The following is a 14,798-nucleotide window of genomic DNA, read 5'->3' on the forward strand; positions in this document are numbered from 1 at the left end:
ATCCTGACACCGGGGGACTGGGCCGAATCGGTGATGGGTGCTTGCTCGGAAAAATACCGCGAGCTGCGGAACGCTTCCAGGTAGGCGCGGCTCTGTGGTGTTTGGTCTTGGTCATACACCGCGAAGGCCAGGTTCTCGACATCCAGGGAAATGCCGTAGCCGAAGATCACCATCATGAACATCGCGCCCAGTAGCGCAAACCCGAGGCGAACCTTGTCGCGCAGTAATTCTTTGCCTTCCCGACTGGCCACGGCGATCAGCCGCGCGAACGTGAAACCTTGTGTTGTCACCTTGGGTATCGAGGGTTCAATCCCGTGGATGGCTTCACTGTCGGACGGTGCTTTTTCGGCGTCGCCCTGGGCGTGCTCCAGACAGGTGACAAAGGCGGCTTCCAGCGTTTCGCCGCCGAACTGCTTCTGCAGCGCAGCGGGTGTGTCGCACGCCAGCACCTTGCCAGCGTGCATCAGCGAGATACGGTCGCAGCGTTGGGCTTCATTCATGAAGTGAGTGGACAGAAAGATCGTCACCCCTTGTTCGCGGGACAGTTCGATCAGTAAGCGCCAAAAATCATCCCGTGCCGCCGGGTCGACGCCTGAGGTGGGTTCGTCGAGGATCAATACTTGCGGGCGATGCAGCACCGCAACGGCCAATGACAGACGCTGACGCAAGCCCAGAGGCAAGTCGCCGGACTGCTGAGTGGCGACGTCGCCGAGGTCGAAGCGCTGGATGAGCTCGGCGATCCGTTCGCGGCTTTGGTCTTTGGGTAAGTCGAACAACCGCGCATGCAATTCCAGGTTTTGCTGCACGCTGAGTTCGCCATACAGCGAGAAGCTCTGCGACATGAAGCCGACCTGCTTACGGGTCTCCAGATCCTTGGCGTCCACGGCCTTGCCCAGCAGCGTGGCGCTGCCTTCAGTGGCTGGAATCAAACCGGTAAGGACCTTCATGGTCGTGGTTTTGCCACAACCATTGGAGCCGAGGAAGCCAAAGATTTCACCACGGCCGATGGCAAAGCTGACCTTGTCCACGGCGGTAAAGTCACCGAAACGCAATGTCAGCTCATGGGCCTCAATCGCGATTTCGCTGTTGTCGCCCAAGCGCGGCGCAATCACCAGCGGCTGGTTGCTGTGACGCTTGTCGCTCTGGAAGTGAGTGAACGCCTCATCGAGTTTGCCGCTGGGTGTGGCGCTCGCCAGTTCGCGGCTCAAGCCTTGGGCGATCAGCTTGCCGCGATCCAGCATCAGGCACTGCTCGAACTGCTCGGCCTCTTCCATGTACGCGGTGGCCACCAGCAGCGTCAGTTGCGGACGCTGACTGCGTACCTGTTCGATCAGTTCCCAGAAATGCCGACGCGACAACGGATCAACGCCGGTGGTGGGTTCGTCGAGGATCAGCAGGTCCGGTTCATGGATCAGCGCGCAGCACAGCCCCAGCTTCTGTTTCATGCCGCCGGACAGCTTGCCTGCCGGGCGGTCAGCGAAACGCGTCAGGTCTGTCGCGGCCAGCAGGTTAAGCATGCGTTGATCGCTCTCGGCACGGGACAGGCCAAACAGCGTGGCAAAGAAACGAATGTTTTCCCTGATGGACAGCTCTGGGTACAGGTTATTGCCCAAGCCTTGGGGCATGAACGCAATACGGGGATAGAGGCTGGCGCGATGGCTGCGTTTCTCGATGGGGCCGCCGAGCACCTGTAACTCGCCTTGCTGAAGTTTTTTCACCCCGGCAATCAGCGCCAGCAAACTGGACTTGCCCGCGCCATCGGGACCGATCAGCCCACATCGGGTGCCGCTGGGCAGGCTAAAGCTGATGTCGCTCAGGGCTTGCCGTTTACCATAGCGGTGGCTGACCCCCTTGGCTTGCAGCGCCATATCGCTCATTGCAGGTTAGCCGGCCAGTCCACTGTGGCGGTGCGGACGTAACCGGCACCTGGCATGCCCGACTTGGCTTGCGGGATGGCGCTGACGTCGGTCAGTCGCAACTTGACCCGAAACACCAGTTTTTGTCGCTCATCCCTGGTTTCAACTTCTTTAGGGGTGAATTGCGACTTGTCCGCGACAAAACTGATACGGGCCGGCAATGGTTGGAGGGGTAATGCATCGAGCAAAATGCGTGCGTCGTCGCCGACGGTCAGCTTGCCGGTGACCGAGGCCGGCAGGTACAGATTCATGTATCGATCATTGGGGTCGATCAGCAGCAAAACCCGTCCACCGGCGGCCAATACTTCACCCGGTTCAGCCAGGCGTAGCTGGATGATGCCGTCCAGAGGCGCGCGCAAGCTGCTGTCGTCAATCTCGCTGGTCAATTGAGCAACCTGCGCCTGGGCGGCACCAATGGCGGCGGCTACTGCACCTACTTGAGCGCGGGCGGCGACGACTGCCGAACTGGAGGTGTCCAGCCGAGCCTGCAATTGGTCAATCTGCTGGCGGCTGGCGTATCCACGCTCGAACATGGTTTGGGCGCGCTTGATTTCCTGGCTGGCCAGCAGTTGTTCGCTCTGGCGCAATTGCACATTGGCCTGGGCGGCGGCGTAGTTTTCCCGCGCACGCACCACTTCGGCTTCGGCCTGAGTGCGCTGTGCTTCCAAGGTGCGGGTGTCCATGCGCGCCAGGAGTTGGCCTTTGATCACCTTGTCGCCTTCATCCACGCGGACTTCGGCCAGACGCCCCGGCGTCTTGCTGGCGATCTGCACTTCAGTCGCTTCCAGTCGGCCATTGCCCATGTACAGCCCTTCGGGCAGGCGATCATGGGTGGATTTCCAGTAACCAAAGCCACCGGCAATGAGCAACAACACGATCAGGGCAATAGCAAAAAAACGGGAGCGGCGGCGGTTCGTCGACATGTGTGCATCCTGCGCTTAGTACATCCAATTCTGACAGGCAGGAGGCTTACTCCCTTGATGTCTGTCAAACAGTCGGCAAAGCGTACGCCGTTTAAACGCAGGCTGCATATCGCTTGGCCGTGACTGGTGGGTTCTGGTTGATCAGCGCAACGCCAGAATCGCGTTCCATTGTTCGGCAGTCACAGGCATGACGGAGAGTCGCGTGCCTTTTTGCACCAGTGGCATGTGTTCCAGTGCACTCTGCTGTTTGAGGTAGCTGATTTTAAGGACATTCGGGAACGCTTCGACGAAGCCGACATCCACCGCGCTCCAGCGATTTTTGGCAGGGCTGGATTTGGCGTCGAAATAAACGCCGCCCGGGTCCAGCGCTGTGGGGTCGGGGTAGGCGGCACTGACGATGCGTCCGATGCCGACGATGCCCGGCTCCGCACAGCTGGAGTGATAGAAAAAGAACGTATCATCCGGTGCCATGGCCCGCAGGAAGTTACGCGCCTGATAATTGCGCACGCCATCCCAGCGGGTTTCACCCAGGCGTTGAAGGTCTTTGATCGAGAGCTCTTCCGGCTCGGATTTCATCAGCCAACAGGCCATGGGTTTCGCTCCTGAATCGGTAATGGTCAAGTAGTTCAACTATTTCATGACAAACCGACGGTTGGTTAATGCCATCATTTGCGTGTCGGTTCGCGTTGTCGGAGAATGCCCGGGATTTTAAGCATCGCGCTGCTGCACGGCCTATAAAAACCGTTGCGGACATCGCATTGATTTGCCTAAGGGGTGGCAGTCGATGAAACGCAAACCGGATGTACTATGGATTTTGACTTTTTTGTTCGGTTTGGGTGTAGTCACTACGGGCTACGCACAAAGCCTGTGGGCGAACAATGTTGATGCCCCTGTCGCCATTGTGCAGCAGCAGCAAAAACCAACGCTGCGCCACTGATCGTTACCACGCCGAGCGTGGGAACGTCTAAATGACCTGATACCAGCACTTATCCGTCACCGTGCCCTGTAGTGGCACATCCCAACTGGCTTGCGCCAATCGCTCTACCTTCTGGCACTCATGAGCCAGCCCAAGCAATACGGGTTTCTGCCAGGCCTTTCTGCGCGCTTGATAGGCCAGGCTGCGGTCATAAAAGCCGCCACCCATGCCCAGTCGACCGCCTGCATCATCAAAGCCCACCAAGGGTAAAAGAATCAGATCCAGTGCCCAGATCGTGCGCTGCTTTGCCGCATTGATGTGGGGCTCAGGGATGCGAAAGCGATTGGGTCTGAATTTTTCGCCGTGGCGCACTTGCTGGAAAACCATCTTGGTTCGCGGCCAGGCGCTTAGCACGGGCAGATATGTTTTTTTGCCGCGTCGTTGAGCGGCACGCAATAACAGTCGTGGATCGATTTCACCGTCATTGGGGAGATAAAGTGCGATGTGTCTGGCGCGGCGAAAAAGAGGGTGCTGTGCCAGTTGCCGGTACAAACCGCGAGCAGCCTGACGTTGCTGGCTGGGGTTCAAGGCGCAACGGGCCTTGCGCAACTGAGTGCGCAACTGCTGACGCGATAGAGGCGCGGGATTGGTCATCTGCGCGGATCCAGAGTCGAGTACGACAGGGTGGCGTACTCGTGATAACCATTGCCCGACAGCAAGACGGGCAATGGGTAGAAATAAAAGACTCCCCGACGAACCGCTGTCGGTGTAGCCCTTGAACCCGAAAGTTCAAGGTGGAGATTGCAGGAGGACTTAAGGCTTTCCGTCAAGCGGACATGCACACCGTCCCCAACGTGCAACCCCCGTGGTTGTGCGTATCGGCTCAGGGACATGACCGACTGGCAAGCACTCCAGGGAGCGGTCGCAAGTATACCCGAAACAATGCGCAAGAATCACTTTTGGCTGGGGGCTGGATCAGTGGCCAGCACTAGATCAACTCTTTCAAGCAGATCGCGTACTTGCTCGCGGGTCGAACCGCCGACTTGAACATCGGGCAACGCCTGCTTGTGCAGCAAGTCGTGAGTGATGTTCAGTGCGGCCATCACGGCGATGCGGTCGGCACCGATGACTTTGCCGCTGCTGCGGATTTCGCGCATTTTGCCATCCAGATAACGCGCCGCGCTGACCAGGTTGGTGCGCTCTTCCTGGGGGCAGATGATCGAGTATTCTTTGTCGAGAATCTGAACGGTAACGCTGTTATTTGAACTCATGAGTCTTGCTCCAGGGCTTTAAGGCGCGAAATCATCGATTCGACCTTGTGCCGGGCGATTTCGTTTTTTTCAATGAGGTGAGCGCGTTCCTCGCGCCAGGTCTTTTCCTGAGCTAATAAGAGTCCGTTTTGGCCTTTAAGTTGCTCGACACGCTTGATCAGCAACTCCAGTCGAGCCATCAGCGCTTGCAAATCGGTGTCTTCCATTGTTTCCCACTGAATTCTTTCTGATGAATGGCACAGTAGCTGGCGTTTTGACATGCTCAAAACAGCCGCCTCGACAGTCTTGGCGAGTCTGCGGGTGCAATTGCTGGAAATAAATGACCGCACGCCCTAGGATACAAGACCTCCATTCTAGACATTGCGCCGCTTGGCGCCTAGTTACCCATGCCTATTCAGAATTCCCCGTACAAAGCTTTCGCCACCCTGCTTATCAGCAGCGGTCATCCCGTCTCTCCGGCTGAGTTGCATGGCCTTCTGCTAGGGCGCAGTTGTGCTGGCGCAGGCTTCGATGTCGATGGCTGGATGGTCGACGCAACCGAAGTGCTCGGCGCTGCGCCTGAAGATAACGTCCGTCAGGCGCTGGTTGGCCTGCAAGAAATGGTCAAGGGTGAACTGACCAGTGACGACATGACGGTTGTGCTGTTGCTGCCCAGTGATGACGCTCCCCTTGGGGAGCGTGCCATCGCCCTGGGTCAATGGTGCCAGGGCTTCCTCGCCGGTTTCGGGCTGACCGCCCGCGAAAATGCGATCAGCACTGAAGCCATGGAAGTATTGCAGGATTTGGCCGCTATCGCTCAAGTGCAGGACGCGCTGGAAGAGTCCGAAGACGGAGAGAGCGACTACATGGAAGTGATGGAATACCTGCGAGTTGCCCCCCTGTTACTGTTCACTGAATGCAACAAGCCCGCCGCACCCGAGCCAAAACCTTCTTTGCATTGATTACTCATCATTGGCGCTCCCGGCGTTGAGCCTGTCATACAGGCGCATCGCCGGCGGCGCCCAAAAGGGGACTTCACCTGCCTTATGATCCATATCCCGAAGTCGGAATACGCCCGTCGACGTAAAGCCCTGATGTCGCAGATGGTGCCCAACAGCATCGCCATTTTGCCAGCCTCTGCGGTGGCTATCCGCAATCGCGACGTTGAGCACGTCTACCGGCAGGACAGCGATTTCCAGTACCTCAGCGGCTTCCCGGAGCCAGAAGCCGTGATTGTGCTGATCCCGGGTCGTGAGTACGGTGAGTACGTGCTCTTCTGCCGCGAACGCAACCCCACGCGCGAGCTGTGGGACGGTCTGCGTGCAGGGCAGGAAGGTGCTGTGCGTGATTTTGGTGCCGACGACGCGTTCCCGATCAATGATATCGACGACATCCTGCCAGGCCTGATCGAAGGGCGTGAGCGGGTATATTCGGCTATGGGCAGCAACGCCGAGTTCGATCGTCACGTGATGGACTGGATCAATGTGATCCGTTCCAAAGCGCATCTGGGCGCTCAGCCGCCGAACGAATTTGTTGCGCTGGATCATCTGCTGCACGACATGCGTCTGTATAAGTCAGCAGCGGAAATCAAGGTCATGCGTTGCGCCGCCGAGATTTCCGCTCGTGGCCATGTACGGGCGATGCAGGCGAGTCGCGCTGGCTTGCATGAGTTCAGCCTTGAGGCCGAGCTGGATTACGAGTTCCGCAAGGCGGGGGCGAAGATGCCTGCTTATGGCTCTATCGTCGCTTCGGGCCGCAATGCCTGCATCCTGCACTATCAGGAGAACGATGCGCTGCTCAAGGACGGGGATCTGGTGCTGATCGACGCCGCCTGTGAGATCGACTGCTACGCCAGCGACATCACGCGGACGTTTCCGGTCAGCGGTAAATTTTCACCTGAACAGAAAGCGATCTACGAGTTGGTGCTTAAAGCGCAGGACGCCGCCTTTGCCGCCATCGGCCCAGGTAAACACTGGAACCAGGCGCATGAAGCCACGGTGCAGGTGATTACTGCCGGGTTGGTCGCGCTGGGGCTGCTGGAGGGCGACGTTGGCGATTTGATCGTCAGCGAGGCCTACAAAGCTTTTTACATGCACCGCGCCGGTCATTGGCTGGGCATGGACGTGCACGATGTCGGCGAATACAAAGTCGGCGGAGAATGGCGCGTGCTGGAAGTCGGTATGACGCTGACCGTGGAACCCGGGATTTATATCGCTCCGGATAATCAGGCCGTAGCGAAAAAATGGCGTGGAATTGGTGTGCGGATCGAGGATGACGTTGTGGTGACCAAACAAGGCTGTGAAGTTCTTTCTGGCGGCGCGCCAAAAACCGTCGCCGACATCGAGGCCTTGATGGCTGCTGCACGTGCTCAAGCAGCATGAGCCGGGTCAATCTTGCCATTGTCGGTGGCGGTCTGGTCGGTGCCAGTCTGGCGTTGGCCCTCCAGGCCGGGGCCAAGGCGCGCGGCTGGAAAATTGTAATGATCGAGCCCTTTGCGCCCGGCGATGCCTATCAGCCGAGCTATGACGCACGCTCGTCAGCGCTGTCGTTCGGCGCCCGACGAATCTACGAGCGCCTTGGCGTGTGGCAGCAGATCAGCCGACGGGCCGAACCGATTTTGCAGATCCAGGTCTCCGACCGTGGGCGTTTCGGCGCGGCGCAGTTGTCGGCGCTGGAAGAAGGCGTTCCGGCACTGGGTTATGTCGTGGAGAACGCCTGGCTTGGCCAATGCTTGTGGCAAGGCCTGGACAAAGACGTGATCAGCTGGCGCTGCCCGGCCGAAGTCACGCGCATGCAGCCCTTGCCGGATGGCTATCGGCTGACCCTGAATGATGAAACCGAGCTGGAGTGCGATCTGGCGATTCTCGCCGATGGCGGCCGTTCGGGCCTGCGTGAGCAGTTGGGGATTGGCGTTCGGCAGCGCCCTTACAACCAGAGCGCGCTGATCGCCAACATAACCCCGAGCGAAGCCCACTGTGGTCAGGCGTTCGAACGCTTCACCGACGAAGGCCCGATGGCGCTATTGCCGTTGCCGGAAAACCGCTGTGCGCTGGTCTGGACCCGTGCGGGGATGGACGCCCAGCGCTTGGCTGATTTGGATGACCGTAGTTTTCTCAGCGAGCTGCAGGGCGTTTTCGGCTACCGCCTGGGCACTTTGCGTCAGGTTGGAGTACGGCATCTTTACCCGCTGACGCTGGTTGAGGCCGAAGAGCAAGTGCGGCCGCATCTGGCGGTCCTGGGCAACGCCGCTCACAGCCTGCACCCGATTGCCGGCCAGGGCTTCAACTTGTCGTTGCGTGATGCCGATGCGCTGGCCGAGGCTCTGCTCGCAAGCAAAAGCCTGCCCGGTGATTTCGCCACGTTGCAGGCCTACCGTGAGCGTCAGCGTCTGGATCAGCAATTGACCGTGGGCTTCTCCGATCAAGTCACGCGGCTGTTCGGCAGCGCCAACCCTTTGGTCGGCGTCGGACGTAATCTGGGCCTGCTGGGCCTGGACCTGTTACCACCGGCCAAACGCTGGTTCGCCCGTCAGGCCATGGGGTTGGGGACTCGATCCGATGTCTGACGCCCGGACCCTTAAAACACGGCTTATGCCTCAAGCGAGAATGATTTAAAGCATGGAAACGCGCGCAGATCTGCTGATTGTCGGGGCTGGAATGGTCGGTAGCGCACTTGCGCTGGCGTTACAGGACAGTGGTCTGGATATTCTGGTGCTTGATGGCGGTCCGCTGAGCATCAAGCCCTTCGATCCGCAGTCAGCGTTCGAGCCGCGGGTCAGTGCCTTGTCCGCGGCGAGCCAGCGTATTCTTGATCGTTTGAACGTGTGGGACGGCATTGCCGCCCGCCGCATCAGCCCGTATCGCGAGATGCAGGTGTGGGACGGCTGCGGGACGGGGCAGATCCATTTCTCGGCCTCCAGTGTGCATGCCGACGTGCTTGGGCATATCGTCGAGAACCGCGTGGTGCAAGACGCCCTGCTTGAGCGCCTGCATGACAGCGACATCGGCCTGTTGGCCAACGCGCGCCTCGAACAGATGCGTCGTTCCGGGGACGATTGGCTGCTGACGCTGGCCGACGGTCGCACGTTGCGTGCGCCGCTGGTGATCGCCGCCGATGGGGCCAACTCGGCGGTACGTCGCCTCACAGGGTGCGCTACCCGGGAATGGGACTACCTGCACCACGCTATTGTTACCAGTGTGCGCACCACCGAATCGCATCAGCACGCTGCCTGGCAGCGCTTTACCGAGGAGGGACCGTTGGCGTTCCTGCCGTTGGAGCGTGAAGGCGAGCATTGGTCCTCGATCGTCTGGTCTGTGACCCCGACCGAAGCTGAGCGCTTAATGGCGCTGGGCGATGATGAGTTCTGTCGCGACCTGGAAAAAGCCTTCGAAGGCCGTCTCGGTACCGTGCTCAGTGCTGACCCGCGTGTGTGCGTGCCATTGCGTCAGCGGCATGCCAAGCGCTATGTGGCCGATGGCCTGGCACTGATTGGCGATGCAGCACACACCATTCACCCGCTGGCCGGGCAGGGCGTCAATCTGGGCTTTCTGGACGCGGCCGTATTGGCCGAAGTGTTGCTGCATGCCGCCAGCCGAGGCGAGCGTCTGGCCGATGTTCGTGTCCTCAGCCGTTTTGAGCGCCGACGCATGCCGCATAACTTGTCGATGATGGCGGCAATGGAAGGTCTGGAGCGCCTGTTTCAGGCCGATCCGCTGCCCTTGCGCTGGTTGCGCAACACCGGCCTCAAGTGGGTCGATAAGTTGCCTGAAGCCAAAGCGATGTTCGTGCGTCAGGCGCTGGGATTGTCGGGGGATTTGCCTGAACTGGCTCGGTTGTAGGCATCGCCACTTACCTCGTGGGAGCAAATTCATTCGCGAAAAAAACGACGCGGTGTTTCAGGCAGACCGAGTTGCCTTCTTCGTGAATGAATTCGCTCCTATCAAAAAACAGATAAGTTATTGAAAAATAAAGCATAAATGTCGTTATATTTTCAGCTAAACGCAGATTCGTAGGAGCTGCCGAAGGCTGCGATCGCCCCGGGGTCGCGTCCGACGGAACCGGTCGCTTTCTTGAGACCGCTGAAGGTCGTGCCGGTCGCCCGCGACCCCGGCCTATCGCAGCCTTCGGCAGCTCCTACAGGGACCCAGTTTGCTGCGCGACAGCGCGGCGTCGAAGAAGCGGCGGCATCGCCTACAGAATTTCAGCGACCGCCTCCATAAGTCGGTGCAACATCCGGTAACTGCTCTGCGGTTAGTTTGGTTGAGATGCTAAATGGGATTCACTACCATTTCGTCTCAATTTTCTGACACGAGTCCACTCCATGCAGGTAAGCAAGCGTCTTCTGACTGCCCTGACACTGACAGTGCTCGGCAGCGCCGCCCAGGCTGCCGACGAGGTAGTGGTGTACTCATCGCGCATCGATGAACTGATCAAACCGGTATTCGACGCTTACACGGCTGAAACCGGGGTCAAGATCAAATTCATCACGGACAAGGAAGCACCGCTGATGCAGCGGATCAAGGCCGAGGGCCAGAACGCCACGGCTGACCTGCTGCTGACTGTCGACGCCGGCAACCTGTGGCAAGCCGAGCAAATGGGCATTCTCCAGCCGTTTACCTCGCCAGTGATCGACGCCAACATTCCCAAACAATATCGCTCGTCCACCCACAGCTGGACCGGGTTGAGCCTGCGTGCGCGGACCATCGCCTACTCCACCGACCGAGTCAAACCGGCTGACTTGTCCACCTACGAAGCGCTGGCGGACAAAAACTGGGAAGGACGGCTGTGCCTGCGTACCGCTAAGAAGGTCTACAACCAATCGCTGACGGCGACCCTGATCGAAACCCATGGCGCCGAGCAGTCCGAAAAGATCCTCAAGGGTTGGGTCAACAACCTGTCCACCGATGTGTTCTCCGATGACATCGCGGTGCTGGAAGCGATCAATGCCGGTCAGTGTGATGTCGGCATCGTCAACACCTACTACTACGGTCGTCTGCACAAGCAGAACCCGAAACTGGCGGTGAAGTTGTTCTGGCCAAATCAGTCGGACCGTGGTGTTCACGTCAATCTTTCAGGCATCGGTTTGACCCGCTACGCGCCGCACCCTGAGGCGGCCAAGGCATTGGTCGAGTGGATGACTGAACCGCAAGCGCAGAAAATCTTCGCGGGCGTCAACCAGGAATTCCCGGCCAACCCGGCCGTTGCGCCCTCCGAAGAAGTCGCCAGTTGGGGCGCGTTCAAGGCAGATACCCTCCCGGTCGAAGTAGCAGGCAAGCGCCAGGCTGAAGCGATCCGCATGATGGATCGAGTCGGTTGGAATTGATGTTGGATGCCGGTGTTTCAGGTATTTCGCGTGACCCAATTCGCGAATGAATTCGCTCCCACAGAAAACATGCAATTCCCTGTGGGAGCGAATTTATTCGCGAAGACTCCCGAGCAAACACAGAAAATCTCCACATACTCCGCACTTCCCCGAGAACTCTTAAGTGGCCCATCCCGTCCAACGCCGTTGGTACCCGCTGGTCTTTGCTATCGCGGCGTTGGTGTTGTTGCCACTTAGCGTGTTGCTGCTGTCCTGGCAAACCATCGACCCTCAAATCTGGGCGCATTTGTGGGAAACCCAGATGCCGCGCCTGCTGGGCAACACCTTGCAGCTCATCGTGGGCGTCGGTATCGGGGTGACCGTGCTCGGTGTCAGCCTCGCGTGGTTGACCAGCTTGTGTGAATTCCCTGGCCGTCGCTGGCTGGATTGGGCGTTGATGTTGCCGTTCGCGATTCCGGCCTACGTGCTGGCGTTCGTCTTCGTCGGTTTGCTGGATTTTGCCGGGCCGGTGCAAACCCTGCTGCGCGAAGTGTTCGGCAGCGGCCTGCGCCTGCCGCGTGTGCGGTCCACCGGCGGGGTGATCATCGTGCTGGTCCTGGTGTTCTACCCCTATGTGTATCTGCTGGCGCGCACGGCCTTCCTCGCGCAGGGCAAGGGCTTGATGGAAGCGGCGCGGGTGCTCGGCCAGTCGCCCTGGCAGGCCTTCTGGCACGTTGCCCTGCCCATGGCGCGGCCGGCGATAGGTGCAGGTGTCGCGCTGGCGCTGATGGAGACGCTGGCGGACTTCGGCGCCGTGGCTGTGTTCAACTTCGACACCTTCACCACCGTCATCTACAAAACCTGGTACGGCTTCTTCAGCCTTTCCAGCGCGACACAGTTGGCCAGCCTGTTGCTGCTGGCAGTCATGGTCGTGCTGTATGGCGAGCGCCGTGCGCGGGGCGCGAGTCGTCCAAGCAATGAGCGTCCACGGGTCAAGGCGTTGTACCACCTGCGCGGCGTGAAAGCACTGGCCGCCAGTGGCTGGTGCGGCTTGGTGTTTGCCTGCGCGTTCGTGATTCCGATGCTGCAATTGATCGTGTGGGTCTGGCAGCGCGGCCGCTTCGATTTGGATGAGCGTTACACCGGGCTGATCCTGCACACCCTGTATCTGGGCGGCATGGCGGCGTTGATCACGGTCAGTGTGGCAATGATCCTGGCCTTCGCCCGGCGTTTGGCACCGACCCGGGCAATTCGCTCAGGGGTGAGCCTGGCCAATCTAGGGTATGCATTGCCCGGTTCGGTGTTGGCCGTGTCGATCATGTTGGCGTTCAGCTATCTGGATCGCGAGCTGGTCATCCCGCTGTCCACCTGGCTTGGCGGCGCAGGTAAACCGCTACTGCTGGGCAGTCTGGCGGCGTTGCTGTTGGCGTATTTGGTGCGTTTCATCGCGGTGGCCTATGGGCCGCTGGAAAACAGCCTGGCACGCATCCGGCCTTCGCTTCCTGAGGCTGCACGCAGCCTGGGGGTTGGCGGGCCACGGCTGTTTTTCAAGGTTTACCTGCCATTGCTGGTGCCCGGCGCCCTGAGCGCGGCGCTGTTGGTCTTCGTCGACGTACTCAAAGAAATGCCTGCCACCTTGCTAATGCATCCATTTGGATGGGACACCCTGGCCGTACGAATATTCGAAATGACCAGTGAGGGCGAGTGGGCGAGGGCAGCATTGCCGGCACTGACACTTGTTTTGGTGGGGTTGCTTCCGGTCATCGGTTTGATCCGGCGTTCGGCCCGTCAGATCGGCTAGGTGCGGGTCCCTCTCCATACGGATACAATGCGCCGCAATCGGTGCGGTCCGTCAGACCATTCGGGTCGTTGAAAGCTGTTGAAGGCCCTTGTTTCAGGGGCTTTGCCCAGTGTCGCGCCTCTCCGCACCTTCGCCACGCCCGGAAGGAGAAACCCATGGGACAGCGTACGCCCCTCTTTGACCTGCACCTCGCTCTTGGCGCGAAAATGGTCGATTTTGGTGGTTGGGATATGCCGTTGCATTATGGCTCACAAGTCGAGGAGCACCATCAAGTGCGCCGCGATTGTGGGGTTTTCGATGTCTCTCATATGACCATCATCGACATTGTCGGCAGTCAGGCCAAGGCTTGGCTCCAGCATTTACTGGCCAATGACGTCGGCCGTCTGCGTGAGCCCGGTCGAGCGCTGTACAGTGCAATGCTCAACACCGATGGCGGAGTGATTGACGACATGATCGTCTACCTCACCGGCAACGGTTATCGTCTGGTGGTGAATGCCGCGACCGGCGCCAAGGACCTGGCCTGGATGCGCACGCATTTGGCTGACTTCGACGTCCAGCTGGTCGAGCGCACCGAGCTGGCCATGCTGGCGATTCAAGGCCCGCACGCGCGTCGCAAAATTGCTGAACTGGTGACCAGCGCCCGTGGTGCATTGATCCAGCACCTGCAGCCCTTCGAAGGGCGCAGCGAAGGCGACTGGTTTATCGCCCGCACCGGTTACACCGGTGAAGACGGCCTGGAAATCATTCTTCCCGCCGATCAAGCCCCCGGTTTTTTCAATGACCTGGTGGGCGCCGGGATTTCGCCTATCGGCCTGGGCGCGCGTGATACGTTGCGTCTTGAAGCCGGCATGAATCTTTACGGTCAGGATATCGACGAACACGTGTCACCCTTGGCGGCCAACATGGCCTGGACCATCGCCTGGGAGCCTGCCGAGCGCAATTTCATCGGCCGTGCCGCGCTTGAAAATGAGCGGGCGACAGGTGTGAAGCTCAAACTGGTCGGGCTGGTGCTGGAGGAGCGCGGGGTTTTGCGCGCCCATCAGGTCGTCAGAATCGCAGAAGTTGGCGAAGGAGAGATCACCAGTGGTAGTTTCTCGCCTACGCTAAGCAAATCGATTGCCTTGGCGCGCGTGCCAATGGCAACGGCTGACCGGGCCGAGGTAGAAATCCGTGGCAAGTGGTATCCGGTTCGCGTGGTACAACCTACTTTCGTACGTCATGGCAAAGCCTTGATTTAACTTTCTCTGGCGGGTTTTCCGCTGACCTGATGTAGAGGATGACTATATGAGCAATATCCCCGCTGATCTGCGTTTTGCTGAAAGCCACGAATGGGTTCGCCTTGAAGCCGACGGTTCTGTGACCGTGGGTATCTCCGACCATGCGCAAGAAGCGTTGGGTGACGTGGTGTACGTCGAACTGACTGAAATCGGCAAAGTCTTTGCCGCCGGTGATACAGCAGGCGTGGTCGAGTCCGTCAAGGCGGCATCGGACATTTACTCGCCAGTGTCTGGCGAAGTGATAGCGATCAACGAAGACTTGAGCGGCTCCCCAGAGCTGTTGAACACCGAGCCGTACAGCGCGTGGATCTTCAAGGTCAAGCCAGGCAACATCGCTGAGCTGGAAAAACTGCTCGACGCGGCGGCGTATAAAAGCTTTATCGGCGAGTAATGGTTTTAGGCTGCTATTCGTAG

The 14,798-nt window shown here is 59.3% G+C and carries 14 protein-coding genes, 1 other RNA gene and 1 pseudogene; 9 read left to right on the forward strand and 7 right to left on the reverse strand.

Annotated elements, in window-relative coordinates:
* Positions 1-17 precede the first annotated feature (17 nt).
* The 3 genes and pseudogenes from AC1ME2_RS14925 to AC1ME2_RS14935 form a co-directional block, all read right to left on the reverse strand.
* Positions 18-1,877: pseudogene (locus tag AC1ME2_RS14925) on the reverse strand (ATP-binding cassette domain-containing protein); the annotation flags it as partial.
* Complete coding sequence (locus AC1ME2_RS14930) at positions 1,874-2,839, reverse strand: HlyD family secretion protein (RefSeq protein WP_480434859.1); 966 nt, start codon at positions 2,837-2,839, stop codon at positions 1,874-1,876. The gene AC1ME2_RS14930 and the pseudogene AC1ME2_RS14925, both read right to left, overlap by 4 nt.
* Before the next feature lie 141 nt (positions 2,840-2,980).
* Positions 2,981-3,430: an EVE domain-containing protein gene (locus tag AC1ME2_RS14935; protein WP_480434860.1), complete on the reverse strand. Its 450-nt coding sequence runs from the start codon at positions 3,428-3,430 to the stop codon at positions 2,981-2,983.
* 193 nt (positions 3,431-3,623) lie between these two features.
* Here AC1ME2_RS14935 and AC1ME2_RS14940 point away from each other — a divergent pair, with 193 nt between their 5' ends.
* Positions 3,624-3,776 carry a hypothetical protein gene (locus AC1ME2_RS14940; protein ID WP_480434861.1) on the forward strand — a complete coding sequence of 51 codons (153 nt, stop codon included), beginning with the start codon at positions 3,624-3,626 and terminating at the stop codon, positions 3,774-3,776.
* A gap of 27 nt (positions 3,777-3,803) precedes the next feature.
* Here the strand turns inward: AC1ME2_RS14940 and AC1ME2_RS14945 are convergent, their stop codons facing one another.
* From AC1ME2_RS14945 to AC1ME2_RS14960, 4 genes are all read right to left on the reverse strand, one after another.
* Complete coding sequence (locus AC1ME2_RS14945; RefSeq protein ID WP_480434862.1) at positions 3,804-4,409, reverse strand: 5-formyltetrahydrofolate cyclo-ligase; 606 nt, start codon at positions 4,407-4,409, stop codon at positions 3,804-3,806.
* Positions 4,410-4,497: 88 nt separating this feature from the next.
* A non-coding RNA gene (ssrS, locus tag AC1ME2_RS14950) (6S RNA) lies at positions 4,498-4,676 on the reverse strand.
* A 32-nt stretch (positions 4,677-4,708) separates the two neighbouring features.
* Positions 4,709-5,026, reverse strand: a complete 318-nt coding sequence (locus AC1ME2_RS14955; RefSeq protein WP_480434863.1) for a cell division protein ZapA — start codon at positions 5,024-5,026, stop codon at positions 4,709-4,711.
* The gene (locus AC1ME2_RS14960) at positions 5,023-5,232 is read right to left on the reverse strand and encodes a TIGR02449 family protein (protein ID WP_480434864.1); all 210 of its coding nucleotides are present in this window, start codon (positions 5,230-5,232) and stop codon (positions 5,023-5,025) included. Before AC1ME2_RS14960 ends, AC1ME2_RS14955 begins: the two co-directional genes overlap by 4 nt.
* A gap of 180 nt (positions 5,233-5,412) precedes the next feature.
* On the opposite strand from AC1ME2_RS14960, the gene AC1ME2_RS14965 reads away from it, so the two are divergent.
* The 8 genes from AC1ME2_RS14965 (at position 5,413) to gcvH (ending at position 14,775) form a co-directional block, all read left to right on the forward strand.
* Entirely contained in the window at positions 5,413-5,967 is a 555-nt protein-coding gene (locus tag AC1ME2_RS14965) for a YecA/YgfB family protein (protein WP_480434865.1), read from the forward strand.
* Between the two features lie 84 nt (positions 5,968-6,051).
* Positions 6,052-7,386 carry a Xaa-Pro aminopeptidase gene (gene pepP, locus AC1ME2_RS14970; RefSeq protein ID WP_480434866.1) on the forward strand — a complete coding sequence of 445 codons (1,335 nt, stop codon included), beginning with the start codon at positions 6,052-6,054 and terminating at the stop codon, positions 7,384-7,386.
* Complete coding sequence (ubiH, locus tag AC1ME2_RS14975) at positions 7,383-8,570, forward strand: 2-octaprenyl-6-methoxyphenyl hydroxylase (RefSeq protein WP_480434867.1); 1,188 nt, start codon at positions 7,383-7,385, stop codon at positions 8,568-8,570. The genes pepP and ubiH overlap by 4 nt, the downstream gene beginning before the upstream one ends.
* Before the next feature lie 52 nt (positions 8,571-8,622).
* Positions 8,623-9,843: a 2-octaprenyl-3-methyl-6-methoxy-1,4-benzoquinol hydroxylase gene (locus tag AC1ME2_RS14980; RefSeq protein ID WP_480434868.1), complete on the forward strand. Its 1,221-nt coding sequence runs from the start codon at positions 8,623-8,625 to the stop codon at positions 9,841-9,843.
* A gap of 482 nt (positions 9,844-10,325) precedes the next feature.
* Entirely contained in the window at positions 10,326-11,327 is a 1,002-nt protein-coding gene (locus tag AC1ME2_RS14985; RefSeq protein WP_480434869.1) for an extracellular solute-binding protein, read from the forward strand.
* 163 nt (positions 11,328-11,490) lie between these two features.
* A complete protein-coding gene (locus tag AC1ME2_RS14990; protein WP_480434870.1) occupies positions 11,491-13,107 on the forward strand; it encodes an ABC transporter permease in 1,617 nt (538 codons plus the stop codon).
* 155 nt (positions 13,108-13,262) lie between these two features.
* Positions 13,263-14,345, forward strand: coding sequence for a glycine cleavage system aminomethyltransferase GcvT (gcvT, locus tag AC1ME2_RS14995; RefSeq protein WP_480434871.1), 1,083 nt, complete (start codon positions 13,263-13,265; stop codon positions 14,343-14,345).
* 46 nt (positions 14,346-14,391) lie between these two features.
* A complete protein-coding gene (gene gcvH / locus AC1ME2_RS15000) occupies positions 14,392-14,775 on the forward strand; it encodes a glycine cleavage system protein GcvH (RefSeq protein ID WP_480434872.1) in 384 nt (127 codons plus the stop codon).
* Positions 14,776-14,798: the final 23 nt, after the last annotated feature.

This window comes from Pseudomonas sp. ASL9 (genome assembly GCF_056680335.1).

Bases quoted from the DNA above. Each gene is read 5' to 3' on its own strand.
- AC1ME2_RS14980 (WP_480434868.1), top strand. From the start codon at position 8,623: ATGGAAACGCGCGCAGATCTGCTGATTGTCGGGGCTGGAATGGTCGGT.
- ubiH (WP_480434867.1), top strand. From the start codon at position 7,383: ATGAGCCGGGTCAATCTTGCCATTGTCGGTGGCGGTCTGGTCGGTGCC.
- AC1ME2_RS14935 (WP_480434860.1), bottom strand. From the start codon at position 3,430: ATGGCCTGTTGGCTGATGAAATCCGAGCCGGAAGAGCTCTCGATCAAA.
- gcvT (WP_480434871.1), top strand. From the start codon at position 13,263: ATGGGACAGCGTACGCCCCTCTTTGACCTGCACCTCGCTCTTGGCGCG.
- AC1ME2_RS14985 (WP_480434869.1), top strand. From the start codon at position 10,326: ATGCAGGTAAGCAAGCGTCTTCTGACTGCCCTGACACTGACAGTGCTC.
- gcvH (WP_480434872.1), top strand. From the start codon at position 14,392: ATGAGCAATATCCCCGCTGATCTGCGTTTTGCTGAAAGCCACGAATGG.
- AC1ME2_RS14960 (WP_480434864.1), bottom strand. From the start codon at position 5,232: ATGGAAGACACCGATTTGCAAGCGCTGATGGCTCGACTGGAGTTGCTG.
- AC1ME2_RS14955 (WP_480434863.1), bottom strand. From the start codon at position 5,026: ATGAGTTCAAATAACAGCGTTACCGTTCAGATTCTCGACAAAGAATAC.
- AC1ME2_RS14965 (WP_480434865.1), top strand. From the start codon at position 5,413: ATGCCTATTCAGAATTCCCCGTACAAAGCTTTCGCCACCCTGCTTATC.
- AC1ME2_RS14930 (WP_480434859.1), bottom strand. From the start codon at position 2,839: ATGTCGACGAACCGCCGCCGCTCCCGTTTTTTTGCTATTGCCCTGATC.
- AC1ME2_RS14945 (WP_480434862.1), bottom strand. From the start codon at position 4,409: ATGACCAATCCCGCGCCTCTATCGCGTCAGCAGTTGCGCACTCAGTTG.
- pepP (WP_480434866.1), top strand. From the start codon at position 6,052: ATGATCCATATCCCGAAGTCGGAATACGCCCGTCGACGTAAAGCCCTG.
- AC1ME2_RS14940 (WP_480434861.1), top strand. From the start codon at position 3,624: ATGAAACGCAAACCGGATGTACTATGGATTTTGACTTTTTTGTTCGGT.